This window comes from Lentzea sp. NPDC051208 (assembly GCF_040682435.1).
GTDB lineage: Bacteria > Actinomycetota > Actinomycetes > Mycobacteriales > Pseudonocardiaceae > Lentzea > Lentzea kristufekii.
Map to the genome: position 1 here is coordinate 42,846 of NZ_JBFBAW010000017.1, position 25,013 is coordinate 67,858.

The following is a 25,013-nucleotide window of genomic DNA, read 5'->3' on the forward strand; positions in this document are numbered from 1 at the left end:
TCAGACCCCTCTGCCAAGCTTCAACACGTGGATCCGAAGACCTTCTGGAAGCTCATCGCCGATGCCAGGGCGAGCGTCGCTGACCCGCCCGACGGCGACGCCGTGGCGGCCGCGGCCACCACCCTGCTCGCCGACCGGCCGCCCGCCGAGATCGTCGCGACCCAGCAGGTCCTGTGGGAACTGCTGACCGCCTCGTACCAGAACCCGCTGTGGGCGGCGGCCTACGTGATCAACGGCGGCTGCTCGGACGACGGCTTCGACTACTTCCGCGGCTGGCTGGTGACCCAGGGCGAGGAGGTCTTCACGGCCGCCCTCGTCGACCCGGACTCGCTGGCGGCCTTACCCGAGGTCGTGGCCGCCGCCGAGTCCGGCATGGAGTTCGACGGCCAGGAGGCCCTGTCGATCGCGTGGAACGCCCACCTCAAGGCCACCGGCATGCAGCTGCCGCAGGACGCCTTCAGGATCAGGTATCCCGACCTCGACCCGGACTGGGACTTCGACTTCGACGACAGCGCGGAAATGGCCTCCCGCCTCCCCCGCCTGGCCGCGCTCTACGACCTCTGAGCGACGAGCACGCCGAACGCCACGTGGTCCAGCCACTGCGGAACTCGTGGCAGAGCGCGGATCTGCGTGTTGTAGCGCCCGACGACCTCCAGATCGAGGGCGGCGATCAGCAGCCCGGCCACGGCTCCCCGCACTCGAAGCCGCGTCAGCACGACCGTCCAAAACGCCGACACGGCGAGATGCACCACCACGCCCTCACGCACCCCACCGCCGACCAACGACCCGGCAGCCCTGGTGGCGCGCAACACGTCGTCGCCCGCCACCAGGGCGTGCACGGTGGACGGCACGCCGCTCAGCACGACCGCGAGGAGGTACTTGCGCATCACCGCCGCCGACGCCGCGACCTCAGGTAGTCGCTGACCACCGCGGCCCCGAGGCCTTCCTCGTCGGCCGACACCACCCGGCCACCACCCCGCCGGGCCACGATGTCGACGAAAGCGGCCAGCCGCGGGTCGTCACCGAGCTTGAACACCGAGATCGTCGCCCCGAGCCGGGCCAGCGCGTCGACCTCGTTCAAGGTCTTGGTCAGAGTCCGGGGCAGCGGCGGGTAGTTGAACTCCGCGTCGCCCTCGGGTTCGAGGTGCGCGGTGGGTTCGCCGTCGGTCACGACCAGCACCACGGGCTGCGCATCGGGATGGCGGCGGACGTGGCGACCGGCCAGCAACAAGGCGTGGTGCAGGTTCGTGCCCTGCTCCCACACGCCTTCCAACGCCGTCAGCTGGCCGATGTCCACGGCCTCGGCATAACGCCCGAACGTCACCAACTGCAGGGCGTCCGTCCGGAAACGGGTGCGCACGAGGTGATGCAACGCCAGGGCCGTGCGTTTCATCGGTACCCATCGGCCGTCCTGCACCATCGACCAGGAGGTGTCCACGCACAACGCGACAGCCGCACGGGTGCGGTGTTCGGTCTCGGACACTTCGAGGTCCACGACGTCGAGTGACATCTTGCCGGAGCGCAGCACGGAGTTGCGCAGGGTTCGTGGCACGTCCCAGGGTTCCGTGTCGCCGAACTGCCACGGGCGGGTCGAGCCGATCAGTTCGCCCGCGGCGCCGGCCGAGGTGGTCTCGCGTGAGCCCTGCGACGAGCGCAGCTGGTCGACCACGCCGCGCAGGGCCGTTTCCCCGAGGCGCCGCAACGCTTTGGGCGTCAGCTTCAGCGAACCGTCGGGGGCGCGTTCCACGATGTTCTGCGAGCGCAGCGCCTTCTCGAGCTCCGCGAGGCGGCGGGCGTCGACGGAGGCCGACTCGCCCAGCTGGCGTTCCAGCGCCTCCAGGTCGATGTCCTCCAAGCGGGCGCCCGGATACGACTGGGAGAGCTGCTCGGCCAAGGCGTCGAGCTCGGCGAGGTCCGCCATCGCCTGCGCGCCCTCGCCCAGGCCCAGCGGGTCCTGGCCGCGGAAGCGGGCGGACGACGTCCAGTCCTCGCCCGGCCGCAGCTGCTGCAGCAGGGAGTCCAGAGTGGACAGCTGAGAGCCGATGCCGCCGAAAGCCTGCTGGGACAACGCGGACAGTTCGGCGCGCTGGGCGTCGGTCATCGAGTTCATCATGCGTTGCGCGGCGGCCGAGCGAGCGGCCAGTGCGTCGATGAGCTCGTCGACGTTGCGGGGCTTCTCCGGGAAGAACTCGCCGTGCTTGCGCATGAAGTCGTCGAACATGCGCGGCGTGTCCGGCGAGCCCGACGCGTGCGCCTCCAGCAGCGAGTTGAGGTCTCGCAGCATGCGCTGGATCCGGCGCACGTCCTCGGAGTCCACGTTGGACAGTGCTTCCTTCATGCCCTGGAAGCGCTGGTCCAGCAGTTCGCGGCCGAGCAGGTCGCGGATCTGTTCGAACGCCTCGCGCGCCTCGGCGGAACGCCAGTCGTAGGAGGAGAGCTCCTGCACGGCCGCGGCGGTGCCCGGCGGCAGGGCGTCGAGCTGGGCCTCGCGGAAGCGCGCGTCGTCGGACGGGTCCGGGAACAGCGTGCGGCGCTCGGCTTCGACGGCCTTGTCGAGCAGCTGCTTGACCTCGGTCAGCGTGCCGTCCAGGCGGTGCCGGCGCTGGATCGACGCACGGCGCTGCCACAGGCGCGAGGTCAGGTCGTCGAGGCCGCGGGTGCCGTCGACGCCGCGGCGCAGCAGCTCACGCAGGGCGGACGCCGGTGAGGCGCCCTCCATGACCTCGCGGCCGAGTTCGTCCACGGCCGCGCGGAGGTCGACCGGGGGCGCCAGCGGATCGGCGCCGCCGCCCCAGCGTCCGTAGCGATATCTCATCGGTTCGCCTCCGTTGGGGAAATCAGCCGACCGACCCGGGCAACTGCCACCGCCCACCGTGCCGCAGAGGGCCTGCGGTCCAGGTGATCTCCTGGAGATGCCGGGTGACCGGCCTGCCGCCGGGAAGTCAGATCTGTGGAGTTCGTGCAGGACCGTGGGCGGGACACCGTCCGTTCGCTGGTGACCCCGGGCGGCGGGCTGGGAAACAGGAAGTTCCCCCGCCCGCCGCGGGAAGAGGTCATCCGTACACCGATCGGTCGTCGTCGGAGGAGTTGTCCTTCGACAGGTTGCGCGTCAGGTACAGCGACTCCAGGGCCAGTTCCACGGCGGAGGCGATGCGGCCGACGGGGTCCTTCGGGCCCGCGCCCAGCCGTGCCGCGACCTCGTGCAGGATCGGGAGTTCCGGCAACGCGGCCAGCAGGTCACCGGCGTGCACGCGGTCTCCCGTGGCGACGGGGTGGCCGTCGGAGACGACCTCGGCCAGCGCCCGCAGGTTCAGCCCGGCCAGGCGGGCCCGCGCGGTGTCGGCGATCGAGCGGCGCAGCAGGTGGACCAGGACCTCCTCCTCGCGGCCCTCCTCCCCCGCCTCGAACTCGAGCTTGCCGCGCAGCACGTCCGGCACCGACTCCAGGTCGACCGGACGGGCGATGGCCGGGGTCTCGCCGATCAGCGCGGACCGGCGCAGGGCCGACGCCGCGACGGTCTCCGCCGCCGCGACCGCGAACCGGGCCGAGACACCGGAGCGCTGGTCGATCGACGACGACTCGCGCAGGTGCCGGACGAACCGGGCGATGATCTCCAGCAGGTGGTCGCCCACCTCGGCGACCAGGTCGGCCTCCTGGCGCACCAGGTCGACCTCTGCCTCGATCTCCAGCGGGTAGTGCGTGCGCACCTCGGCGCCGAAGCGGTCCTTCAGCGGCGTGATGATGCGGCCGCGGTTCGTGTAGTCCTCGGGGTTCGCGGTCGCCACGAGCAGCACGTCCAGCGGCAGCCGCAGCGTGTAGCCGCGGACCTGGATGTCGCGCTCCTCCATGACGTTGAGCAACGACACCTGGATGCGTTCGGCCAGGTCGGGCAGCTCGTTGATGGCGATGATGCCGCGGTGGGCACGCGGGAGCATGCCGTAGTGGATGGTCTCCGGGTCGCCGAGCGATCGTCCTTCGGCCACCTTCACCGGGTCGACGTCGCCGACCAGGTCACCGACGGACGTGTCGGGCGTCGCGAGCTTCTCCGCGTAGCGCTCGTCGCGGTGCCGCCACACCACCGGCAGGTCGTCGCCGAGCTCGGCGGCACGGCGCTTCGACTCCGGCGTGATCGGGTCGAGCGGGTGTTCGCCCAGCTCGGAGCCCTCGATGACGGGCGTCCACTCGTCGAGCAACGAGACCAGGCTGCGCAGCAGGCGGGTCTTGCCCTGCCCGCGCTCGCCGAGCAGGACGACGTCGTGGCCGGCGAGCAGCGCGCGTTCGAGCTGCGGGAGCACCGTGCGGTCGAAACCGACGATGCCGGGCCACGGGTTGCGTCCTTCGCGCAGGGCCGCGAGGAGGTTCTCCCTGATCTCGGTCTTGACGCCGCGCGGCAGGTGCCCGGCGGCGCGCAGTTCGCCCGCCGTGCGGGCCAGGTTCTGGGTCACGCAGACGACGCTACGCACCCGAACCTGACCCGTCGACGTGGAGCGACTCCAGCTACTGGAGCCGAGCGGCGTTCACCGCGTTGAGCAAAATCCGCGACATCTTCGGGTCGTGGGCGAGAGCACCGTTGAAACACAGGGAGCTCGCGCTGAACACCCATCCACCGTTCGGCTTGGGCAGCACGCACATCTCGGCGCCGTGGGCCTGTTCTCCTTGAGCGAACTGGACGACACCGGGTGCCTCCGGGCCCGCGCCGGCCCTGGTGTCGACCTCCCAGCCGCTGGCCGCGAAGTTGTACCCGGTCTCACCGAACCTGTCGCCGACCGCGAGCCCGGTGCCCTCCAGGAACGGGTGGCCGGCGGTGACGACGTACGGGTACATCTCCATGTAGGAGTGGCTGTCGTACGCGACGCCGAGCACCTGCGACTCCGGCAGGCCCTGCTCACGCCACGTCCAGCGGTGGCCGCGCTCGTGGCGGTGCAGCACGAACCCACCGGCGGCGTCGTACTCGACGCGCTCGTACATGCCGTTGCCGCCCGTGTAGATCACACGGCCGCCGTTGGTGAGGTAGGTCTCCAGCGCCGTGCGCATCTGCGGCGTCCAGTACTCGGGGTGCGTGGCGAGCACGAGCGCCTTGTAGTGCGCGAGCCACGACGGGTCGTGCAGGTCGAGGTCCTGGTAGCAGTCGTAGGCGACGTTGTTGTCGGCGAACCACTTCATCAGCAGGAGATCGCCGTAGAACCGCACGTCGATGAACCCAGGAGCCTCGACGTAGGCATTCGCGAACGGCCGCCGGGTGGAGATCTGACGCCGCCCGTAGTCCGGTTCCCACGAGTACTGGAAGTGGCCGCCCCAGTGGTTGTAGGCGTTGTGCGTCAGGTACGGCAGAAGCAGCGCCACCTTCTCTCGCGGCTGCTTCGGCTTCACCACGAAGGGGATGTACTGCCTCATGCCGAACGGGCCTTCGAGCTTGACGACGTGGAACCCGGACCGCCAGTCGTCGGGCACGGTGAACGAGAACGACGCGGGCCAGGCGGGTCCGTTCGCCCGGTAGCCGGACCGGAGCAGGTGCCGCTGCCCCCGATACGTCTGCGGCGGCCTGACCTGCGTCGCACCACCCTGTTCGATCGGTCCGGTCAGCCGCAGCACGCTGGCGGTGAACTGGTCGAACGTCGTCGACACGGCGACGTCGAGGGTCTGGCCCGGCGCGACCGACCAGTTCGCGTACCCCTGCAGGTTCGCGCTCCTGGTCACGCTGAAGCCGGTGCCGACCAGCGCGCCGGAGTCGTTGGGCCAGTACACGCCGGCGGCGTCGATCGCCTTGTGGTTGGCGAGCCGGTACCAGCGCAGCTCGTGGTCGGTCTGCAGGTGGTCCTTGTTGACCCACACGGCGTAGATGACACCGTTGTCGGCGAACCGTTCGACGCACGAGCCGAAGTCCCAGCCGGTGCCGATGGTGATGCCCCGGCCGTTGTTCGCCCACGCGCGGGGCCCGTTCGAGCCGTCGCCCGCGAGGTAGCGGAACCACTGCAGCACCGCGCCGTGCCGGATGCCGTAGATCACGCCGTCCTGGTCGGCGAAGAACATGTCGTAGTCGCGCTTCCCGCTCGCGATCTTCTGTCCGACACCGTTGTTGTCCCACGCACCGGGACCGTTCGAGCCGTCACCGGCGACGTAGCGGAACCAGTACATGTCGCCGTGGGCGTCCACCGCGTAGAAGACGCCGTCCCAGCCGCCGAAGACGTACGAGTACTGGCCGAAGCCGCGGTGGATGATGTTGTTCGTGCCGGGCGCCCAGTGGCCCTCGCCGTTGGCGGGGTTCGTCAGCACCCACTTGTGCCACCACATCGTGCCGTCGCCGCACAGGCCGAAGAGCTGGCCGCTCTGGTCCGCCAGCACGGTCGTGTGAATCTGCCAGCCGCTGCCGATCTCACGGCCGTCGCCGCCGGCCCAGCTGTAGGTGCCGTTGTCTCGGCCCAGGTGCTTGAACCACTTGATGCGGCCGTCGGCGTACAGCGCGTAGATGATCCCGTTGCCGCCGGGCACGATCTGGAGCAGCCGTTGTTCCGGGTCGTCGGGAGCCACGGCGTGCGCGGCCGGCTGCTGACCCGCCGCCAGGGCGACCCCGGCGAGCGCGGCCGCCGTGCCCCTCAGGACGGTCCGTCGCCCGACGGTCCGCTTTTCGTCATCCCCCAGATGCATGGGGGCATCGTGCAGCACAATGCGAGGCGTTATGAGCAACTGTGTCGATTTCAGATGGGCCCCGTCACCTGCGGACTGGCGGGCCAGCCTGCGCGCGATGGTGCCGATGTTCAAATGGGCGCCGTGGTTCGCGCTCGTGCTCGGGGTGTTCTCCCTCGTGCTGTTGCTGGGCTTCGAGGACACGCTGTTCGTGGCGCTCTTCGGCCTGGTGTGCGCGCTGGTCATCGGCTTCATGGAGCCGGTCGCGGTGTGGTGGCGCTTCACCTCCGACGAGATGATCAGCCAGACCGTCATGGGCAGCGCCGACGCCCGGTCGTTCCGGATGGCCGTGGGCAACGCGGTGCGCGAGGACATCGTCTGGGAGGAACTGCCGGGCTGGACCGAGACGCGGCAGGGCTTCGTCCTGGAGACGCTGGACGAGGGCGCGGCATCGCTGTCCGTGCCGCACCGGGCCTTCGCGTCCGATGAGGACCTGACGTCGTTCCGGTCGCTGCTCGAGGAGCACATCGGCCCGGCCAAGTAGCTGTCTCGGATCGGGCACACCGGGTGGGGCTCCCGGGGCCCGGCAACGTAATCTCGTCGGGTGTCCTGTGCAAGTGCCACGCTGGTCGTGTGGACGTCGGGCTGGCTGCACGGTCTAGCCGCCGCCGACGACGTCCTCGACGCCCTGCACACGTGGGCCGAGCAGCACGAGGTGGTGGCCGACGACGACGGCACCGCCACGGCGCTCGACCTCCCCGGTCCCGACGAGGCCCCCGTGGGCCCCGCCCTCCTGCTGGCCGCCCTGCGGCGCGCGGGCGCCACCTCCGCCCGGCTGGTGCTACCAGTACCGGGCGACGTCCGAGGCCTCGGTGGCAAGGGCACCCTCTCGACGTGCGCGCTGCGCTCCGGTGAGGCGCTCGTGGTCCCGTCCGTGCACATCGGGCTCGTGCCGAAGATCGTGGCCGACGGCGTGATGCGCTGGACGGTGTTCGACCTTCCGTCGTCCAACGGCCTCGAACACATCCCGATCGGCGAGGCCGAGCACGGTCTGGGCGCGGCGCTGCGCGAGGCGACGGCGGCCCTGGCGACGCTGGACGTGGCCAAGCACCGCCCGAACGTCCGCAAGGAGATCGCCGACCTCGCGGCCGAGAACTCCACGCTGCCGTGGCCGGACGCGATGCCGCCGCGAGCGCTGCGAGTGCTGCAACGGGCCGCGGAGGTGGCCGCGATCGTGTCCGTGGCCAGCGCCGACGCCCCCGGCGGCGCGCTGTCGGCGTCGGCCATCACCGCCCGCACCGAGGCACTGCGCCCGGTCTCCGAAGCCGTGCGTCGCGCACGGTGCGCGGCGGTCGACGAGGCCGTGCGCGTCCTGGCGGACAGTGGCGCGGGCAGGCACTGACGGTGGTCAGGTGCGGCCCCGCGCTCACCTGCGGCTGGAAGACCTCGTCCTGATCGGCTGACGGCCACTGGCCCAAACGAGTGGTTCTCCACCCGCGACCCCGCGTGAGCGGGCAACTCCCCCAGAACTGTCGGTGCCCGCGCATATGGTGCCGATCGGGGAGGAATGCGGAATGGAGGACGTCGACCAGCGCCGGTCGAGCACAGCGCCCAGGTACGCGGGCGCCCTGATGCTGACCGCGGTCGCCGGGCACCTGCTCTCCGAGACGGCCACCGGGGCGCTCGCGACCTGGCAGTCGTGGGTGCTCTACGGCATCGGCGCCACGCTCCTCGTGCTGTCGGCGTCCGCGATCGACCGGTTGAACCAGCTGGTCAAACGCATCCGGTTGCGCTGGGTGGTGTTCACGGCCGTGCTGGTGGTCGCGGCCGGGCTGATCGCGGTCGCCGCGCCACCGGTGATCGCGTACGGGCGGGTGCTGCTGCTCGGCTGTCCACAACCGACCGAGGTGCGGGTCCTGACGTCGCAGGACGCGGCGCCCGCGATCGGTGACGTGGCGCGGAAGTTCGAGCAGCACACGGCAGCGGAGAACCACGGGTGCCGCACGGCGCGGCTCTACGTGTACTCGGCACCGGGCAACAGGGGCGCGCTCGCGCTGCGGGCCTCGTGGTCGTCGCAGGACCTGCGGGAGATCGGGCCGCACCCGGACGTGTGGCTGCCGGACTCGACCGCGGAGACGAACGAGGTGGTGCGCCGCACCGGCGGCATCGCGTCGGCGGTGCGCGTCAAGCCGGGCGGCTCGGTCGCGTTCTCGCCCGTCGTGCTCGCCGTGCCCGCGCAGATCGCGCAGGACGTCGTCTCCAGCTCCCCCGAGAGCTGGGGCGACCTGCTGACCAAGGTCGGCAGGACCGGGATCGCGATCGGCAGGCCGAACCCGCTGACGGCGATCGACGGCAGGCTGGCCACGGCGGCGCTGTACGACACGCTCGAACCGGCCGTCGTGGAGCGCAGGGTCACGGAGGCCGACCGGCCGCAGCCGAGTTCCGCGATGATCACGACCGAGCAGGTCCTGTTGCGGCACAACAAGACCGGCTGCGCGCAGAAGCCGTGCCTCACCGCGCTGTACCCGTCGGACACCTACCGCGCCGACTACCCGCTGAACCTCGTCGAGTGGGACGCGCAGGACGTGTCGAACCTCGCCGCCCGAGGGCAGGCGAAGGCGTTCCAGGCGTGGCTAGGCACGCAGCAGGGCATGACGGCGCTCAACGCCGCCGGGTTGCGTCCCGCAGGGCAGGCCGCGGGCGCAGAGTTCCGCGAGGAGTTCGGGGTGCGGGCCGGTCTGGCGCTCGACCGGCCCGAGGCGGCGCCCGGCGAGGAGGCCCAGGCCGGGTTCCTGAAGAAGTACGAACAGGCCAAGAGGGACGGCCGGGTCTGGCTCACGCTCGACGCGTCCGGGTCGATGGTCGAGCCGACGGCCACCGGTGAGCAGCGGTTCGCCGTGGCGGTCGACGGTGTCCGCAAGGCGCTCACGCAGATGGGCGCCAGGGACACGTACGGCCTGTCGGTGTTCAGCGACACCGCGGTCCGGCCGCTCATCCCGCTCGGCCGGCGTGACAAGGAGGCCACGGCCGCCGCGCTGAACGCGGTGCGGCCCTCCGGTGGCACGCCGCTGCACCAGGCGATCCTCGACAGCCTCGACCGGGTCGGCGCCGACGACGCCGACCACGTGAGCGCGGTGATCGCGCTGACCGACGGCGAGGACACGACGAGCGCGCAGACCAGGCAGGACGTGGTGAACGCGGTGCGGCAGAGGGGGATCCGGGTGTTCGTCATCGCCGTGGGCGAAGCGAGTTGTGCGGCGCACGCGTTGACCTCGATCACGGACGCGTCCGGCGGTGAGTGCCGCGACTCGACCACGGACACGCTCGGCGACGACCTGGCGGCGTTGTTCCGCCGGGTGTGGGGAGGTGCCGGATGAGGTGGTTGCGGCGCACGTGGGCGGCCCTGCCGAGGCTGGGCCCGCCCGGCGTGGTGTGGGCGAACCGGTCGTGGCTCGCGATGGGCGTGGCCGTCGGCGTCGTGCTGACGATCCTGTTCACCAGCGGGATCCAGCCGCTCTTCCGCGAGTCCACGGAGTGGGAGAAGGGCAAGCTCGTCGTGCTCAGCGGCCGCGACCAGAGCGACGGCGGCCAGCGGCGCGCGTTGATCAACCAGTGGAACTCCGAGCACCCCGAACAGCCTGCGGAGATCATCGAACTGCCGACGGAGGCGGACGGCCAGCGCAGCGAGATGGTCGCGCGGGCGAGGGAGAAGGTGGAGAACGCGGACGTCTACAACCTCGACGTCACCTGGACCGCGGAGTTCGCCCAGTCCGGCTACCTGCGCCCGCTGTCCGCTGTGGACACCAGCGGATTCCTGCGCCGTCCGCTGGAGAGCTGCCGCTACCAGGGTGTCCTGTGGGCGCTGCCGTTCAACACGGACGCGGGTCTGCTCTTCTACCGCAAGGACCTCGTGCAGGACGAGCCGCTCGGCCTCGACGACATCGCCGACACCTCGACCCGCGGACTTGCCGCGGCACAGGACGCCCGCCTCACCGCCGGCTACGCGGGCCAGTTGCTCGACTACGAGGGCCTCACCGTGAACGCCCTGGAACTGATCTGGGCGGAGAAGGGCGACGTGGTCGACGAGACCGGCAAGGTCGTGATCGACTCCGACCGCACCCGCCGCGCCCTGCGCTGGCTCGCCGACGGCCTCAAGGGCGAGAAGCCCGTGGTGCTGCCCGAATCCCGCACGCAGAGCGAGGAGCTGACGACCCAGGCGTTCCGCGACGGCAAGATCGCCTTCATGCGCAACTGGCCCGTGGCCCACCGCATCCTGGAGGGCAATCGCGACGAATCAGCCGGCCGTCCCGGCATCGACTTCGAGGTGGCGCAGCTGCCGGGCCCGAGCGTTCTGGGCGGCCAGAACCTCGCCATCTCCGCGAAGTCCACCAAACCGCGCGCCGCCCAGGCGCTGATCGAGTTCCTCACCGGCCCCCGCAGCCAGCAGCTGCTCTTCGAACGAGGAGGCCTCGCCGCCACCCGCGGCATCGTCTACCAGGACAGCCGGGTGGCCAGCGAACACCCCTACGCCCGCACACTCCTGAAGGCGATCGAGGACGCCCGATTACGCCCGGTCACGCCGTACTACTCGCGCTTCAGCGACGAGTTCCGCGCCATCGTCCGCTACGCCCTCGACCACGACGGAGCCCTGCCCGCCAACGCCGAGGAGTCGCTGACGGCAGCCCTCCAGGGACGGTAGGCCCTGTCCCTGCAGGACAGGGCTTAAGCCCGGGCAGGCCTCTTGGCCGGTTCGCAGCACAACGGCGCACAAGGCGCACCGTTCACCGTGCACCCCGCCACCACGAACGAAGACAGCTTCCGCACGGGTGCACCGGACGTGTGCTCCGCGACCAGCTCGGTCACGAGCTCGGCGAAGCGCGGGTCCCCGTTCGGCGTGGCGGCGCGGGCGAACTCCATGCCGAGCTCCAGAGCGCGGTCCTTGGCCTCGGTGTCGAGGTCCCACACCACTTCGAGGTGGTCGGACACGAAACCGATCGGGCACACCACGACCCCGGTGACGCCCTTGGCGTGCAGGGCGTCGATGTGGTCGACGACGTCCGGCTCGAGCCACGGGATCTGCGGCGGGCCGGAACGCGACTGCCACACGACGTCGTACTCGGTGATGCCCAGCTCCGCGGCCACGAGCCGGGAGGCCTCGACGACCTGGCGCGAGTAGCGGTAGCCGCCTTCCGCGGGCGGTCCGGCGGCCTTGTCCGCGGACACCGGCACCGAGTGCGCGGTGAACACCAGGCGGTACGGGCCGGACAGGGACGCGGCCGCGGCGCGCACGCCGTCGGCGAACGCGGAGATGAAGAGCGGGTGGTCGAAGAACTGGCGCAGCTTCACGAGTTCCGGGCCGTCCGGCACGGCCTGCAGCGCGCGCACGATGTCCTCGTCGTACTGCCGGCACGCGGAGTAGCCGCCGTACGCGCTCGTCGGGAACACGAGGGCGCGCTTCACACCGTCGGCCTTCATCTGCGCGACGGCGTCCTCGGCCATCGGGTGCCAATTGCGGTTGCCGAAGTAGATCGGCAGCTCGAAGCCACGGGCCCGCACGGCGTCGATGGCTTCGAGGTTCAGGCGGTTGATCGGCGACACGCCGCCGAAGTGCTGGTAGTGGGCCTCGACCTCGTCCAGCCGCTCCGGCGGCACGCCACGTCCGCGCACCACGTTCTCCAGGAAGGGACGGACGTCCTCAGGACCTTCTGGGCCGCCGAACGACAGCCAGAGCAGCGCATCGAAACTCACCGCTCCATCCAATCAGACGCCCGAACGCCTCACATGACGAACAGATGTGACGTCAGAGACCGAGGAAGTGCACGCCGCCGTCGACGAACACCATCGAGCCCGTGGTGGCCGGGAACCAATCGGAGAGCAGGCCGCAGACGGACTTCGCGACCGGCGTGGGGTCGTCGACGTCCCAGCTCAGCGGAGCCTTCTCGCCCCACATCTTCTCCAGCTCGCCGAAGCCCGGGATGGACTTCGCGGCCATGGTGCGCACCGGGCCGGCGGAGATCAGGTTCACGCGGATGCCGTCCGGGCCGAGGTCGCGCGCCATGTAGCGGTTGATCGACTCGAACGCCGCCTTCGCCGCGCCCATCCAGTTGTAGGCGGGCCACGCCTGACGGGCGTCGAAGTCGAGGCCGACGACCGACGAGCCGTGCGACAGCAACGGGCGCGTGGCCTGCACGAGCGCCTTGTACGAGTACGCGGAGACGTGCATCGCGACCGAGACGTCCTCCCACGGCGCGTCCATGAACGGGGCGCCGAGGCAGCTCTGCGGGGCGAAGCCGATGGCGTGCACGACGCCGTCGAGACCGTCGACGTGCTCACGCACGCGGTTGGCGAGCGTGTCGAGGTGCTCCTGGTTCTGCACGTCGAGCTCGACGACCGGCGCGGGCTTGGGCAGACGCTGCGCGATGCGCGTCACGAGGCTCATCCGGCCGAACCCGGTCAGCACGACCTCGGCGCCCTGCTCCTGGGCGACGCGTGCGACGTGGAAGGCGATCGACGCGTCGGTGATCACACCCGTGATCAGCAGTCGCTTGCCTTCGAGCAGTCCGGTCACTTGATCCAACCCTTTCGCAGTACGGGAAACGAGCCGTGGTTCGAGAAAGTCAGTGGCCCATGCCGAGGCCGCCGTCGACCGGCAGCACGGCACCGTTGATGTAGCCCGCCTCGTTCGCCGCGAGGAACGTGACGGCGCGCGCGATCTCGTCGGCCGCACCGTAACGGCCGGCCGGGATCTGCTTGAGCGCTGCCTCGCGGACGGCCTCGGGCAGCTCCGCGGTCATGTCCGTGGTGATGAAGCCGGGCGCGATGACGTTCGCGGTGATGTTGCGCGAGCCGAGCTCCAGCGCGATCGAACGCGCCATGCCGACCATGCCGGCCTTGGAGGCGGCGTAGTTCACCTGGCCGGGGCCACCGGTCAGGCCCACGACGGACGAGATGAAGACGATGCGGCCGAACTTCTTGCGCAGCATGCCGCGCGAGGCGCGCTGGGCGAACCGGAACGCGCCGGTCAGGTTCGCGTCGATCACCTGGGTGAACTGCTCCTCGCTCATGCGCAGCAGCAGCGTGTCCTGCGTCATGCCCGCGTTGCAGACGAGCACCTCGACGGGACCGTGGGCGGCTTCGACCTCGGTGAACGCGGCGTCGATCTCCTCGGAGTTCGTCACGTCGCACTTCACGCCGAGCAGACCTTCGGGAGCGCCGGACCCGCGGTGCGTCACCGCGACCTTGTCGCCCTGCGCCGCGAACGCCTGCGCGATCGCGAGGCCGATGCCGCGGTTGCCTCCGGTGACCAGAACGGACCGACTCACTAGCTCTCCTGAGAATCGCTGCTGGTTGACCGGGTGAGGCTATCGGCTACCGGCAGGTAGTCCGGCATCGGCGGAGCCATGTCACATCCATCCGGGCATGATCGTGTGATGCGGGCCTTTCTCGATCAGCTCCGGCGCCAGGTGGACGGTGACGTCCTGGACGACCCGGCCAGCCGGGCCCTGTACTCGGCGGACGCGTCGAACTACCGGCACGTGCCGCGGGTGGTCGTCCGCCCGCGCACGACGGACGCCGTGGTGACGGCCGTGGCGATCGCGGCCGAGCAGGGTGTGCCGATCACCAGCAGGGGCGCGGGAACGTCCATCGCGGGCAACGCGTGCGGCACCGGCCTGGTGATCGACTTCAGCCGGTACCTGAACGCGTTCGAGATCTCCGGCGACCGGGCGCAGGTCCAGCCGGGAGCGGTGCTCGACAAGATCAACGCTCAGGCCGGGGCCTACCTGTTCGGCCCCGATCCGTCGACGCACTCGCGTTGCACGATCGGCGGGATGATCGGCAACAACGCGTGCGGCGCGCACTCGGTGAAGTGGGGCAAGACCAGCGAGAACGTCACGAACCTGAGCGTTCTCACCGTCGATGGCCGCACGTTCGACACCACGAACCCTCCGGAACTGGCCCTGCCCGCGCACGACGCGGCGTGGTTTCCTCAGCTCAGCCGCCGCGTCAGCGGGTACGCGCTGGACGCCCCGACGCTGACGCAGCAGCTGGTCGGCACCGAGGGCACCTGTGTCGTGGTGCTGGGCGCGGAGCTGAAGCTGGTGCGCAGGCCGGAACGCCGCGTCCTGGTCGTGCTCGGCTTCGCGGACACCTACGAGGCCGCCGACCAGGTCACCCAGATCGAGGACGCGCTCGCGATCGAGGGCCTGAACGAGGCACTGGTGCACAGCGTCCGGACCCGCCCCGACCTGCCGGACGGTCGCAGCTGGCTGTTCGTCGAGGTCGAGGACCACCCGGAACGGGTCGCCAGGATCACCAAGAACTCGATGATCATCCACGACCCGGTGCACCAGCGTGCGCTGTGGCGGATCCGCGAGGACGGCGCCGGGCTCGCCACCCGGATGGCCGACGGCAGCGAGGCGTGGTCGGGCTGGGAGGACGCGGCCGTCCCGCCGGAACGGCTCGGCACCTACCTGCGCGAGTTCGACCAGCTGCTGACCAGGTACGGACGGCGCGGCATCACCTACGGCCACTACGGCGAGGGGTGCCTGCACGTCCGCATCGACTTCGACCTGGCCCGCGGGTACCGGGAGTTCCTGCAGGACGCGGCGGACCTGGTCGTCAGCCACGGAGGCAGCCTGTCGGGCGAGCACGGCGACGGCCAGGCGCGGTCCGAGCTGCTCGGCCGGATGTACCCGCCCGCGGCCATCAGGGCGTTCGGCGAGTTCAAGCGCGCGTTCGATCCGCGGAACCTGCTCAACCCCGGCCGGATCGTGGAACCGCTGAAGCTCGACGACGACCTGCGGGTCCTCGTCGCACCACCGAGGATCCCGACCCGCGCGGAGTTCGCGAGCGACACGCGCAGGTGCGTCGGCGTCGGCAAGTGCCTGAACACCAAGGGCGGCGTGATGTGCCCGAGCTACCGCGTCACCAAGGAGGAGAAGCACTCCACGCGAGGTCGCGCACACCTGCTGTTCGAGATGCTCAACGGCGACGTGATCAAGGGCGGCTGGCGGTCGCCGGAGGTCGCGGAGGCGCTCGACCTCTGCCTGGGGTGCAAGGGCTGCAAGCGCGACTGCCCGGTCGACGTGGACATGGCGAGCTACAAGGCCGAGTTCCTGCACGAGCACTACAAGGGCCGGATCAGGCCGCGGTCGCACTACGCCATGGGCTGGCTGCCGACCTGGCTGAAGTACGGTCTGGTCAACAGGTTCACGGCCCATCTCGGCCGGTTCGCGGGCATCACGCCGGAACGCGAGCTGCCGCGCCGGACCACTCCCCTGGTCCGTCAGCTGCACCCTCTCGGCAAGGGCGATCCGGTGCTGCTGTTCCCCGACACGTTCACGAACTTCTTCGAGCCGGGCATCGGCCTCGACGCAGCCAACGTGATGGCACATCTTGGAAACCACGTCGAGGTGCCGTCCGCGAACGTCTGCTGTGGACTGACGTGGCACTCGACCGGCCAGCTCGCCAAGGCGCGCCGGGTGGTCGAACGCACCGCGCGGGCGCTGCTCCCGTGGACGAGCCGGGGCGTTCCGGTGATCGGCCTGGAACCGAGCTGCACGGCGTTCCTCCGCGTGGAAGCGCCGAAGCTGTCGGACGACCCCGCCGTCCACGCGCTCGCCCAGGCCACCCGGACGTTCGCCGAGCACGTCGCGCCGATGCTGCCCGCGGTGGAGGGCACCCGCGAGGCCGTCGTGCAGACGCACTGCCACCAGTACGCGGAACTCGGCTTTGACCCGGACCGCGAGGCCATGGCCAGGGCGGGGCTCAAGCCGACGGTCGTCGAGGGCTGCTGCGGGCTCGCGGGCAACTTCGGTTTCGAGAAGGGCCACTACGACGTGTCTATCGCGTGCGCCGAGCAGGACCTGCTGCCCGCGTTGCGGGACAACGAGGACGCGCTGGTGATCGCGGACGGCTTCAGCTGCCGCACCCAGATCCGCCACACGACCGAACGCGAGCCGGTCCACCTGGCGAGCGCGCTGGCAGCTCGCCTGGGTGTGGTTCACCGCTGACCAACGGGAGGTGCCGATCTCTAGTCGCGGTCCAGCACCGAGTCCTTCGACGTCTCGCGCATGAACCCGTAGACCAGCAACGAGATCAGCACGCACCTGGCGACGTAGTAGAAGAACACCGACTCCATGCCCGCCTGCTTGAACCATAGCGCCACGTACTCGGCCGTGCCGCCGAAGATCGCCATGGCCTTCACGATCGCGTTGGTCGACGTGTAGCCGGTGACGATCACCAGCAGCGCGGCGAAGCTGATCCAGCTGACCGTCGCGGCGTCGATCTTGCTGGTGTTCACCATGAACTTCCGCAGGTAGACATCTCGGTCTCGCCGCGGCCACATCACGACGATTACGTGTCGTTGACGGCCGGTCAGCTGGTAGCGCTGGGCGCGCAGCACCTTCAGGGCGTTGCTGGAAGCCGGAGCAGAAGCCGAGCCGTGCGCAGGACGGGCCACTTCGGACAGATGGGTCGCCGAGGTCGCGTACTCGCCGCCGGCCGACAGGCCCTGCAGCAACCGGGCGAGCACCAGCAACACCGGCGCGGCGACACCGATCGACCCGTAGGACGGCGTCAGCGCGATGATCAGCGAGCCCGTGGCCATCAGCGAGACCGCCCCGGTCGCGCCGATGACGAACGCGATCCGCCGGCCTCCCCACTCCGTCATGCCGGACACCGTTCCGACGTCGCCGCACCCCTCACAACCTGGGCTGAGGCTTCTTTACAGTTACTTAAGCGCGTCGGCACACCACAGAAACGACTTCATGGGGCGATACTGCTCCCATGCGGGTGCTGTTGGTCGAAGACGACGACGGTGTCGCCGACGCCCTGGTGGAAGCGCTGCGGGCGAACGGCCACCGGCCTGCCCGCGTGCGCAGGGGTGCCGACGCGCTGATCGCCCACCGCGACGCGGACGTCGTGCTGCTCGACCTCGGACTGCCCGACCAGGACGGCCTCGAGGTGCTGCGCAAGCTCCGCAAGATCGATCCGGTGCCGGTGCTCGTGCTGACTGCGCGCGGTGACGAACGCACGGTGGTGCGCGGGCTGCGGCTGGGCGCGGACGACTACCTGGTGAAGCCGGTGCGGCTGGCCGAGTTGCTGGCGCGCATCGACGCGGTGGCGCGGCGCAGCGCGGCCCGGTCGCAGGAACCCGACGAGCTCGTGCGGGTGTCCGATGTGGAGATCGACCTGCAGAGCCGTCAGGTCGTGGTCGGCGGGCGCGAGATCTCGTTGACCACCAAGGAGTTCGACGTGCTCGCGGTGCTGGCGCGCCGGCCCGGCACGGCGGTGAGCCGCCAGCAGTTGATGGACGAGGTGTGGGGCAACGCGTTCGTGGCGGTGTCGCGGACGCTCGACGTCCACCTCACGCAGTTGCGCGCCAAGCTCGACCGGCCGGGGCTGCTGCACACGATCCGCGGTTTCGGCTACCGGCTCGGTGAATAGGTGCGGCAACGACTTCTGTTGGTGCTGCTGCTGTTCTCGCTCTCGGCCGTCACCGCGTTCGCCTTCCCGTTGCTGATGAGCACGGCCTCGGAGCGCACCCAGCAGTTCGTGATCAGCCGCACCGCGGACCTGGACCGCTTCGCCACGCTGCCGGTCGACGTCGTGGTCTCCGAGGCGGAGCGCTACGCCGAGGTCTACGGCGAGGAGATCGTGGTCGTCGACGCGTCCGGCACGCCCGTCGTCGAGTCGGGCATGACGGTCGGGGACGTGTCCGCGCAGATCGACGCGGCGCTGCGCAACCAGCCAGCCGCACCGGTGCCGACCGTGCTGCCGTGGAGCGGCGGCGACGTCCTGTTCGCCCGGCCCGTCGGCATCGGCACGAAGGTCGCGGGCGCCGTGGTGCTGCGGGCCTCGACGCGCGTGGCCGCCCTCGACGTGGCGCGGCGGTGGGCTCTGGTGCTGGCCGGGGCGTTGCTGGCGGCGTGCGCGTGCGTGCTGCTGGCGCTCGTCGTGTCCCGCTGGCTGCTGCGGCCGCTCAAGGAACTGGATCGGGGCGTCCGGGCGGTCGCGGAAGGCCAGCGACGCGCCCACGTCGCCGACACCGCCGGCCCGGCCGAGCTGCGGGCGTTGTCGGAGTCGTTCAACCGGATGTCCGATGCCGTCGCCGAGGCCGCCGACCAGCAACGCCGGTTGATCGCCGACGCCTCGCACCAGCTGCGCAACCCCATGGCCGCACTGCGGTTGCGCGTCGACATGCTGCCGTCCAACGGTTCGCTGCTGACCGAGGTCGAACGCCTGGAGTCGTTGCTGGACGGGCTCCTGGCGCTGGCCTCCGCCGAGAGCACCGCCACCGAACGCGCCGCGGGCGGCGTCGAACCCGAACTCGCCGACCTCCAGGTCGTGGCGCACGACCGCGTCGACGCCTGGCGCGCGGCGGCCCAGGCCGACGGCGTGACGATCACCGTCGACGACCGCGCGCCCGGACTCGTGCGGTGCGCGGTGTCGGATCTCGCCCAGGTGCTGGACGTGTTGCTGGACAACGCCATCAAGTACGGCGGCACCGAGGTCACCGTGATCTGCGACCGCGCCACCCTGACCGTGCGGGACAACGGCCCTGGGTTGTCCAAAAAGGACATCGGGCGCGCCACCGAACGGTTCTGGCGCGGCGACGACTCCCGCCGCGGCACCGGCCTGGGCCTGGCCATCGCGGAACGCATCGTCACCGCGCACGACGGAAAGCTGCGGTTGCGCACGGACAACGGACTCGTCGTGACGGTGGAACTGCCGAAGGAGCCGCTGCTGTGAGGCGCCGGACGTTCCTGCTCGGGGCACTCGCTCTCACCGCGTGCGGAACGAGCGAACCCGCCGGCACGATCAGGATCGCGGGAGGCGAGCCCGGCGGTTTCTACAACGACTTCGCCGCGCTGATCTCGCGGCTGGCGCCCAGCCCGCTGACCATCACCCCGATCGAGACCGGCGGCAGCGCCGACAACCTCGAACACCTCCGCGAGGGCGGCGCCGACATCGCCCTCTCCCTGAGCGACAGCGCCCACATGGAACCCGGCCTGGTCGCCCTGGGCCGCGTGTACGAGAACTACCTGCAGCTCGTCGTCCTGCAGTCCTCGCCGTACACGACAGCGGCCGACCTGATCGGCAAGCCGGTGTCGCTGGGCGCGGACGGCTCCGGCGCCGCGCTGCAGGGTTCCAGGCTCGCGCTGGGCGTGCAGGAGCAGCACTACCCGTTGCGCAACGCCGTCGACGCGCTGAAGGCGGGCGACATCGCCGCCCTGCTGTGGTCCGGCGGCGTCCCGACCCCGGAACTCGACAGGGCCAGCGGCATCAGGCTCCTGCCGCTCGACGGCTACCTGCCGAGACTGCGCCAGGACTACGGCAAGGTCTACGAACGCGTGGACGTCCGCACGGGCGTCTACGGCTCCCCCGTCGACGTCCCCACGATCGGCACGCCGAACCTGCTGGTGTGCCGCCCCGACCTGAGCACCGAGTTCGCGGGCGCCGTCGTGCGGCTGCTCGTGGGCAGGGCGGCCGAACTCGTGCCGGAGCAGGCACTCGGCACCCAGTACCTCGACGTGCGCAGTCTCATCGACACCGGCGAAGTGCCCCTGCACCCAGGTGCGGCAGCGGAATACCGGAGGTTGCACGGATGATCATCACGATGGCGTCGGTCTCGCTGGACGGGTTCATGGAGGGCCCCGGCCACGACATCAGCTGGCACGTCGTCGACGACGAGATGCACGAGCACTTCAACACCGGGCTCGCGCGGATGGACAGGTTCATCGACGGCCGCCGCAACCACGAGACGATGCTCGAAGCGTGGCCGCACACCGGCGACCACCCCGAGTGGCCCCAGCCGATGCACGACTTCGGCCGGATCTGGCGGGAGATGCCCAAGATCGTCTACTCGCGGACGCTGGAGACCGCCGACTGGAACACCACGGTGAAACGCGAGGTCGTGCCGGACGAGATCAGGGCGCTGCCCGGCGACAGCATGGTCGGCGGCGCGCAGCTGGTGGGCTCGTTCTTCGAGCACGACCTGATCGACGAGGTCCGGCTCTACCTGAACCCGGTGGCGATCGGCGGGGGCACGCCGTTCTTCAAGAAGCCGATCGCCCTGGCGCTCAAGAGCACCAGGGCGTTCGGAACAGGTGTGGTCGAGCTGATCTACGGCAGGCGCTGACCCAGCAGCAAGGCCGCGGCGGCGGCGAACATCGCCGTCATCGTGCCGAGCAACAGCCACGGCTTCGACGCGTCGGCCTGCTTCTTCTCGTACCCGATCTGCTCGCCGAGCGTGTCGTAGACGCGCCGCAGCTCCTCGGCGGAGGCGGCCTTGAAGAACTCGCCGCCGGAGATCTTCGCGATCTCCTTCATCGAGTCGTCGTCGACGGGCACGGACTGCTGCCGCCCCTCGATGTCGACCACGCCGTCCTCGGTGCCGAACGAGATCGTGGAGATCGGGATGCCGGCCTTCTTCGCGTCCTCGGCCGCGTCGAACGCCTTGCGGGTGCCCACGGTCTCCTTGCCGTCCGTCATCAGCACGATGCGAGCGGGCGGGGGACCCTCGGCGCCGCCGACGACCTTGCCGAACGAGTCGATCGACGCCATCGCGGCCACCAGCGCGTCACCCGTGGCGGTCGACTGGGCGAGCTTGAGCCCGTCGATCGACTGCGTGACGGCGGGGCGGTCCGTGGTCGGCGCGACCAGCACGGTGGCCGAGCCGGCGAACGAGATCAGGCCGAGGTTGATGCCCGGCGTGAGACCCTCGGCGAACGACTTGGCGGCCACCTGCGCGGCCTCCAGCCTCGACGGCTTCACGTCGGTGGCCTTCATCGACAGCGACACGTCGACCACGAGCATCACGGTGGCCCGGTTGCGCGGGACGCGTTGCTCGGACGTCGGGCCGGCCAGCGCGACCGTCAGCAACGCCAGTGCGGCCAGCAGGAACGCCGCCGGGACGTGGCGCGACCAGCGCTCCCGCTTGGGCGCGACCTTCTCCAGCAGTTCCAGGTTCGTGAACCGCAGCACCCGCTTGCGGCGGATCCGTTGCGCCACCACGTATCCGGCGGCGAGCAGCGCAACGGCGACCAGCAGCAGGAACCACCACGGGGCGACGAAGTTCGAGAAGCTCATGCGACACCCCCAGACCAGCGGCGCTTGCGCGCCACCACGAAACGAACCGTGTCCGCGATCCAGTCCGAGTCGGTCCGCAGCACCAGGTGCCCGGCGCCCGCGCGCCGCAGGCCCGCCGCCACCTCACTGCGGTGTTCCGCGGCCGCGGCGTTGAACTCCTTGCGCAGCAACGCGGACGCGGTCACCTCGCGCTGCCGCCCGCTCTCCGGGTCGGACAGCACGACGGTGCCGACCTCGGGCAGGTCGACGTCACGCGGGTCGACGACCTCGATGGCCACGATGTCGTGACGCGCGGACAGAGCGCGCAACGGCCGTTGCCACTCCATCTCTCCGAGGAAGTCGGAGATCACCACGATCAGGCCGCGCCGGCGCGGCGGGCGGCGCAGTTGTTCGAGCAACGCGGCCAGGTCTCCGCGGGTGCCCTCGGGCGCCCGGTCGATCTCGGCGATCTTGCGGATCATGCCGCGCGCGTGCGCCAGGCCGCCGCGCGCCGGGATGCGGACGCTCTCCGCGCCCGTCGAGACCGCGGCGCCGATCCGGTTGCCGCCGCCCCGCGTCAGGTGCGCGACCGCGGCCGTCGCGGCGATGGCCAGATCGCGCTTCTCGCACGCGGCGGTGCCGAAGTCGAGCGACGGCGACAGGTCGATCGCCAGCCACGTCTCCAGCTCGCGGTCGGCGACCGTCTCGCGGATGTGCGGGATCGTCGTGCGGGCCGTGACCGCCCAGTCCATCCGGCGCACGTCGTCGCCGGGCTGGTAGGTGCGGGCCTCGCCCGGTTCGGAACCCGGCCCCGGCACGAGGCCGAGGTGGTTGCCCTGCAACAGGCCGTCGAGACGGCGCCGGACCTCGAGCTCCAGCATGCGCAGCGCGGCTTCCATCTTGACGCCGCGCAGGACGGGCGGCGCCCAGGACGGGCGCTCCTCCTCGGCCTTGTCCCTGCTCACGGCCTACCAGCCGGAACCGGCTGCTGCGGACGGGCCGACACCTGCGGCAACGGCACGATCTGCAGCACACGGGTGATGATGTGGTCGATCGGCACGCCGTCGGCCAGCGCGTCGTACGAGAGCACCAGGCGGTGGCGCAGCACGTCCGGCACGACGTCCACGACGTCCTGCGGCAGCACGTAGTCACGGCCGCGCACGAGCGCGAGGCCACGCGCGGCGGCGATGATGCCGAGCGACGCACGCGGCGAGGCACCGTAGGCGACCCAGCCGGCGACGTCGGTGAGGCCGTGCTCGCCGGGCGCGCGGGTCGCGATCACCAGGCGGACCACGTAGTCGACGAGCGCGTGGTGGACGAAGACGCGCGACGCGACGCCCTGCAGGCGCACCAGTTCCTCGGGCGAGAGGACCTGGTTCGGCGTGGGCGCCTCGACGCCCATGCGGTAGACGATCTCGCGCTCTTCCTCGGCCGTCGGGTACTCGACCTGGATCTTGAACAGGAACCTGTCGCGCTGCGCCTCCGGCAGCGGGTACACGCCCTCGTTCTCGATCGGGTTCTGCGTCGCCAGCACCAGGAACGGGTTCGGCATCGGGAACGTGCGGCCACCGATGGACACGTGCCGCTCGGCCATGACCTCGAGCATCGCCGACTGCACCTTGGCGGGCGCGCGGTTGATCTCGTCGGCGAGCACGAAGTTCGCGACGACCGGCCCGAGCTCGACGTCGAACGTCTCGGTGGACTGGCGGTAGATGCGGGTGCCGAGGATGTCGGCGGGCACCAGGTCGGGCGTGAACTGCACGCGGGAGAACGAGCCGCCGACCACGCGGGCGAACGTCTCGACGGCGAGCGTCTTGGCGACGCCCGGCACACCTTCGAGCAGCAGGTGGCCCTTGGCCAGCAGACCCACGAGCATCCGCTCGACGAGCCGGTCCTGGCCGACGATGACCCGCTTCACCTCGAACACGGTGCGTTCGAGCAGCTGGGCGTCACGAGCCGGGGTGACGGGCGCCGATGCGTTCGGCGTTGCCTCGGCGGCGGGCTCGGTCACGTGCGGGCCTCCATGCGGAACAGGGTTTACCGATCGTTGAACAGTCTTACTCGCCGCCTGTTCAACCGCTGTGAAGGGTGTCCAGGTCGGCGGGCGTGTCGACGTCCCTCGCCTCACCGGGCAAAGCGGACACCTCGACGGGGTCGAGCCGCAGAAGAGTCTTGCGCAGCGGCAGGTTCCGCGGATCTTCGGGTAGGGCCCGGCGCAGGTCGGCGGTGTTCCAGCAGCCGATCAGCCACTGCACCCTGTCGTCCTTGAGCACGGCGTTGCGGCCGGCCGCGCGCAGCCTCGCGATGGTGTCGCGGGTGAGGCCGGGCTGGTCGACGGCGAGCACCACGACCCAGTCCTCGGTGATCTTCGCCAGTCCGGCGGCCAGTCCGGCGAGCGGCCCTCCGCCTGGCGGGTCCTCGCGTGCCCAGACGACGCCCGGCAGGTCCTTCTCCGGTCCCACGACGACCTTCTGCGCCGCGTCGTCCACAACGGACAGCACGTGGTCGAGCAGCGTCGCGTCCCGATAGGACAGCGCCGCCTTGTCGACGCCGCCGAGCCGCTCGCCCTTGCCACCGGTGAGGATGATCACCGCGTAGGTCATGCCCGGCCTCCGATGTGCGTGGCGATGCCCTCCAGGAACAGGTGCAGGCCGAAGTCGAAGTCGGCGGCGACGTCGTCGGCGTCGAAGAGCTCGTCCATGTCGAAGACACCGGCCGCGACGATCTTCGCGAGCGCGGGCATCCGGCGCGGGTCGACGATCTCGCGCAGGCGCTGCCCGTACTCGCGGCTGAACTGGGCCGGGTTGTCCTCGTACCCCTTCGTGAGCGCGACGCTCAGCCACGCCTCGCCGTGCACGAACGTCATCAGGCCCATCACCACGCCGACCTTCTCCCCGGCTTCCAGCGGCGTGCCCTCGAGCGCACCGAGCGCGCTGTCGAACCAGGCGAGGCTCTTGGGACCGGTCGGCGGGCCGCTCATCGGGATCTGCAGGAACCACGGACGCCTGCGGATGCCTTCGAGCATCGCTTTGGCCCAGGACCCGAGCTTGTCGCGCCACTCGCCGTCCGGCAGCGCGGGCGGTTCGTCGAACGCGGCGTCGGCCATCAACGTGAGCAGCTCGTCTTTGCTCTTGACGTGCCGATAGAGGGCCATCGTGGCGTTGCCCATCTCCTGCGCGACGCGTGCCATCGACACGGCGGCAAGCCCTTCGGCGTCCGCGACCGCGATGGCGGCCCGCGTGATGTCGGCGGCGTCGATGGTCGGCTTGCGCCCCCTCTTCATGCCCACTAGTCAAACAGATGCGTATGCCATACGC

22 protein-coding genes and 2 pseudogenes are annotated in these 25,013 nt (G+C 70.6%); 10 read left to right on the forward strand and 14 right to left on the reverse strand.

Annotated elements, in window-relative coordinates; genetic code table 11:
* Nucleotides 1–27: 27 nt before the first annotated feature.
* Nucleotides 28–564: a DUF4240 domain-containing protein gene (locus tag AB0M48_RS34005; protein WP_363849694.1), complete on the forward strand. Its 537-nt coding sequence runs from the start codon at nt 28–30 to the stop codon at nt 562–564.
* Here the strand turns inward: AB0M48_RS34005 and AB0M48_RS34010 are convergent.
* From AB0M48_RS34010 to AB0M48_RS34025, 4 genes are all read right to left on the reverse strand, one after another.
* Nucleotides 552–887 (reverse strand): hypothetical protein, encoded by a 336-nt coding sequence (locus AB0M48_RS34010; RefSeq protein ID WP_363849695.1) that lies wholly within the window; start codon nt 885–887, stop codon nt 552–554. The genes AB0M48_RS34005 and AB0M48_RS34010 overlap by 13 nt on opposite strands.
* On the reverse strand, nt 887–2,815 hold the full coding sequence (locus AB0M48_RS34015; RefSeq protein ID WP_363849697.1) for a VWA domain-containing protein: 1,929 nt from the start codon (nt 2,813–2,815) through the stop codon (nt 887–889). Before AB0M48_RS34015 ends, AB0M48_RS34010 begins: the two co-directional genes overlap by 1 nt.
* A 238-nt stretch (nt 2,816–3,053) precedes the next feature.
* The gene (locus AB0M48_RS34020) at nt 3,054–4,445 is read right to left on the reverse strand and encodes a sigma 54-interacting transcriptional regulator (protein WP_319983103.1); all 1,392 of its coding nucleotides are present in this window, start codon (nt 4,443–4,445) and stop codon (nt 3,054–3,056) included.
* A gap of 52 nt (nt 4,446–4,497) precedes the next feature.
* On the reverse strand, nt 4,498–6,645 hold the full coding sequence (locus AB0M48_RS34025) for a N,N-dimethylformamidase beta subunit family domain-containing protein (RefSeq protein WP_363849698.1): 2,148 nt from the start codon (nt 6,643–6,645) through the stop codon (nt 4,498–4,500).
* Between the two features lie 97 nt (nt 6,646–6,742).
* Here AB0M48_RS34025 and AB0M48_RS34030 point away from each other — a divergent pair, with 97 nt between their 5' ends.
* From AB0M48_RS34030 to AB0M48_RS34045, 4 genes are all read left to right on the forward strand, one after another.
* Nucleotides 6,743–7,168 carry a hypothetical protein gene (locus tag AB0M48_RS34030; RefSeq protein ID WP_363849700.1) on the forward strand — a complete coding sequence of 142 codons (426 nt, stop codon included), beginning with the start codon at nt 6,743–6,745 and terminating at the stop codon, nt 7,166–7,168.
* A 60-nt stretch (nt 7,169–7,228) separates the two neighbouring features.
* Entirely contained in the window at nt 7,229–8,026 is a 798-nt protein-coding gene (locus AB0M48_RS34035) for a hypothetical protein (protein WP_363849701.1), read from the forward strand.
* A 172-nt stretch (nt 8,027–8,198) separates the two neighbouring features.
* A complete protein-coding gene (locus tag AB0M48_RS34040; RefSeq protein WP_363849702.1) occupies nt 8,199–10,001 on the forward strand; it encodes a VWA domain-containing protein in 1,803 nt (600 codons plus the stop codon).
* Nucleotides 9,998–11,323 (forward strand): extracellular solute-binding protein, encoded by a 1,326-nt coding sequence (locus tag AB0M48_RS34045; RefSeq protein ID WP_363849703.1) that lies wholly within the window; start codon nt 9,998–10,000, stop codon nt 11,321–11,323. The genes AB0M48_RS34040 and AB0M48_RS34045 overlap by 4 nt, the downstream gene beginning before the upstream one ends.
* Before the next feature lie 23 nt (nt 11,324–11,346).
* Here AB0M48_RS34045 and AB0M48_RS34050 read toward each other — a convergent pair whose 3' ends face one another.
* Genes AB0M48_RS34050 through AB0M48_RS34060 form a run of 3 tightly spaced genes read right to left on the reverse strand, consistent with a single transcriptional unit; the run spans nt 11,347 to nt 13,946 of the window.
* A complete protein-coding gene (locus AB0M48_RS34050; RefSeq protein WP_363849705.1) occupies nt 11,347–12,372 on the reverse strand; it encodes a ferrochelatase in 1,026 nt (341 codons plus the stop codon).
* Between the two features lie 52 nt (nt 12,373–12,424).
* Complete coding sequence (fabI, locus tag AB0M48_RS34055; protein WP_363849707.1) at nt 12,425–13,192, reverse strand: enoyl-ACP reductase FabI; 768 nt, start codon at nt 13,190–13,192, stop codon at nt 12,425–12,427.
* A gap of 49 nt (nt 13,193–13,241) precedes the next feature.
* Nucleotides 13,242–13,946: a beta-ketoacyl-ACP reductase gene (locus tag AB0M48_RS34060; protein WP_363849709.1), complete on the reverse strand. Its 705-nt coding sequence runs from the start codon at nt 13,944–13,946 to the stop codon at nt 13,242–13,244.
* Between the two features lie 108 nt (nt 13,947–14,054).
* Here AB0M48_RS34060 and AB0M48_RS34065 point away from each other — a divergent pair, with 108 nt between their 5' ends.
* Nucleotides 14,055–16,637 carry an FAD-binding and (Fe-S)-binding domain-containing protein gene (locus AB0M48_RS34065; RefSeq protein WP_363849711.1) on the forward strand — a complete coding sequence of 861 codons (2,583 nt, stop codon included), beginning with the start codon at nt 14,055–14,057 and terminating at the stop codon, nt 16,635–16,637.
* A gap of 20 nt (nt 16,638–16,657) precedes the next feature.
* Here the strand turns inward: AB0M48_RS34065 and AB0M48_RS34070 are convergent.
* A pseudogene (locus tag AB0M48_RS34070) lies at nt 16,658–16,897 on the reverse strand (alpha-ketoglutarate transporter); the annotation flags it as partial.
* 183 nt (nt 16,898–17,080) lie between these two features.
* Nucleotides 17,081–17,281, reverse strand: a pseudogene (locus tag AB0M48_RS34075) (alpha-ketoglutarate transporter); the annotation flags it as partial.
* A gap of 131 nt (nt 17,282–17,412) precedes the next feature.
* Between AB0M48_RS34075 and AB0M48_RS34080 the strand changes: the two are divergent.
* The 4 genes from AB0M48_RS34080 to AB0M48_RS34095 are packed head-to-tail and all read left to right on the forward strand — an operon-like array spanning nt 17,413 to nt 20,767.
* On the forward strand, nt 17,413–18,072 hold the full coding sequence (locus AB0M48_RS34080) for a response regulator transcription factor (RefSeq protein WP_319983090.1): 660 nt from the start codon (nt 17,413–17,415) through the stop codon (nt 18,070–18,072).
* A complete protein-coding gene (locus AB0M48_RS34085) occupies nt 18,073–19,377 on the forward strand; it encodes a HAMP domain-containing sensor histidine kinase (protein ID WP_363849713.1) in 1,305 nt (434 codons plus the stop codon). It abuts the gene before it with no gap.
* The gene (locus AB0M48_RS34090) at nt 19,374–20,237 is read left to right on the forward strand and encodes a TAXI family TRAP transporter solute-binding subunit (protein WP_363849714.1); all 864 of its coding nucleotides are present in this window, start codon (nt 19,374–19,376) and stop codon (nt 20,235–20,237) included. The genes AB0M48_RS34085 and AB0M48_RS34090 overlap by 4 nt, the downstream gene beginning before the upstream one ends.
* Nucleotides 20,234–20,767 carry a dihydrofolate reductase family protein gene (locus AB0M48_RS34095; protein ID WP_363849716.1) on the forward strand — a complete coding sequence of 178 codons (534 nt, stop codon included), beginning with the start codon at nt 20,234–20,236 and terminating at the stop codon, nt 20,765–20,767. Before AB0M48_RS34090 ends, AB0M48_RS34095 begins: the two co-directional genes overlap by 4 nt.
* Here AB0M48_RS34095 and AB0M48_RS34100 read toward each other — a convergent pair.
* The 5 genes from AB0M48_RS34100 to AB0M48_RS34120 all read right to left on the reverse strand — a co-directional run bounded on the left by AB0M48_RS34100 (nt 20,752) and on the right by AB0M48_RS34120 (nt 24,979).
* Entirely contained in the window at nt 20,752–21,717 is a 966-nt protein-coding gene (locus tag AB0M48_RS34100) for a VWA domain-containing protein (protein WP_363849718.1), read from the reverse strand. The two genes, AB0M48_RS34095 and AB0M48_RS34100, sit on opposite strands and share 16 nt — an antisense overlap.
* Nucleotides 21,714–22,595, reverse strand: a complete 882-nt coding sequence (locus AB0M48_RS34105; protein ID WP_363849912.1) for a DUF58 domain-containing protein — start codon at nt 22,593–22,595, stop codon at nt 21,714–21,716. The genes AB0M48_RS34100 and AB0M48_RS34105 overlap by 4 nt, the downstream gene beginning before the upstream one ends.
* A gap of 62 nt (nt 22,596–22,657) precedes the next feature.
* Complete coding sequence (locus tag AB0M48_RS34110; RefSeq protein ID WP_191304813.1) at nt 22,658–23,707, reverse strand: MoxR family ATPase; 1,050 nt, start codon at nt 23,705–23,707, stop codon at nt 22,658–22,660.
* Between the two features lie 61 nt (nt 23,708–23,768).
* On the reverse strand, nt 23,769–24,299 hold the full coding sequence (locus AB0M48_RS34115) for a molybdenum cofactor guanylyltransferase (RefSeq protein WP_363849720.1): 531 nt from the start codon (nt 24,297–24,299) through the stop codon (nt 23,769–23,771).
* Nucleotides 24,296–24,979 carry a TetR/AcrR family transcriptional regulator gene (locus AB0M48_RS34120; protein WP_363849722.1) on the reverse strand — a complete coding sequence of 228 codons (684 nt, stop codon included), beginning with the start codon at nt 24,977–24,979 and terminating at the stop codon, nt 24,296–24,298. Before AB0M48_RS34120 ends, AB0M48_RS34115 begins: the two co-directional genes overlap by 4 nt.
* Nucleotides 24,980–25,013: the final 34 nt, after the last annotated feature.

Bases quoted from the DNA above. Each gene is read 5' to 3' on its own strand.
- AB0M48_RS34105 (WP_363849912.1), bottom strand. From the start codon at position 22,595: ATGGAAGCCGCGCTGCGCATGCTGGAGCTCGAGGTCCGGCGCCGTCTC.
- AB0M48_RS34030 (WP_363849700.1), top strand. From the start codon at position 6,743: ATGGTGCCGATGTTCAAATGGGCGCCGTGGTTCGCGCTCGTGCTCGGG.
- AB0M48_RS34010 (WP_363849695.1), bottom strand. From the start codon at position 887: ATGCGCAAGTACCTCCTCGCGGTCGTGCTGAGCGGCGTGCCGTCCACC.
- AB0M48_RS34080 (WP_319983090.1), top strand. From the start codon at position 17,413: ATGCGGGTGCTGTTGGTCGAAGACGACGACGGTGTCGCCGACGCCCTG.
- AB0M48_RS34025 (WP_363849698.1), bottom strand. From the start codon at position 6,645: ATGCATCTGGGGGATGACGAAAAGCGGACCGTCGGGCGACGGACCGTC.
- AB0M48_RS34065 (WP_363849711.1), top strand. From the start codon at position 14,055: ATGCGGGCCTTTCTCGATCAGCTCCGGCGCCAGGTGGACGGTGACGTC.
- AB0M48_RS34015 (WP_363849697.1), bottom strand. From the start codon at position 2,815: ATGAGATATCGCTACGGACGCTGGGGCGGCGGCGCCGATCCGCTGGCG.
- AB0M48_RS34100 (WP_363849718.1), bottom strand. From the start codon at position 21,717: ATGAGCTTCTCGAACTTCGTCGCCCCGTGGTGGTTCCTGCTGCTGGTC.
- AB0M48_RS34115 (WP_363849720.1), bottom strand. From the start codon at position 24,299: ATGACCTACGCGGTGATCATCCTCACCGGTGGCAAGGGCGAGCGGCTC.
- AB0M48_RS34120 (WP_363849722.1), bottom strand. From the start codon at position 24,979: ATGAAGAGGGGGCGCAAGCCGACCATCGACGCCGCCGACATCACGCGG.
- AB0M48_RS34045 (WP_363849703.1), top strand. From the start codon at position 9,998: ATGAGGTGGTTGCGGCGCACGTGGGCGGCCCTGCCGAGGCTGGGCCCG.
- AB0M48_RS34040 (WP_363849702.1), top strand. From the start codon at position 8,199: ATGGAGGACGTCGACCAGCGCCGGTCGAGCACAGCGCCCAGGTACGCG.
- AB0M48_RS34095 (WP_363849716.1), top strand. From the start codon at position 20,234: ATGATCATCACGATGGCGTCGGTCTCGCTGGACGGGTTCATGGAGGGC.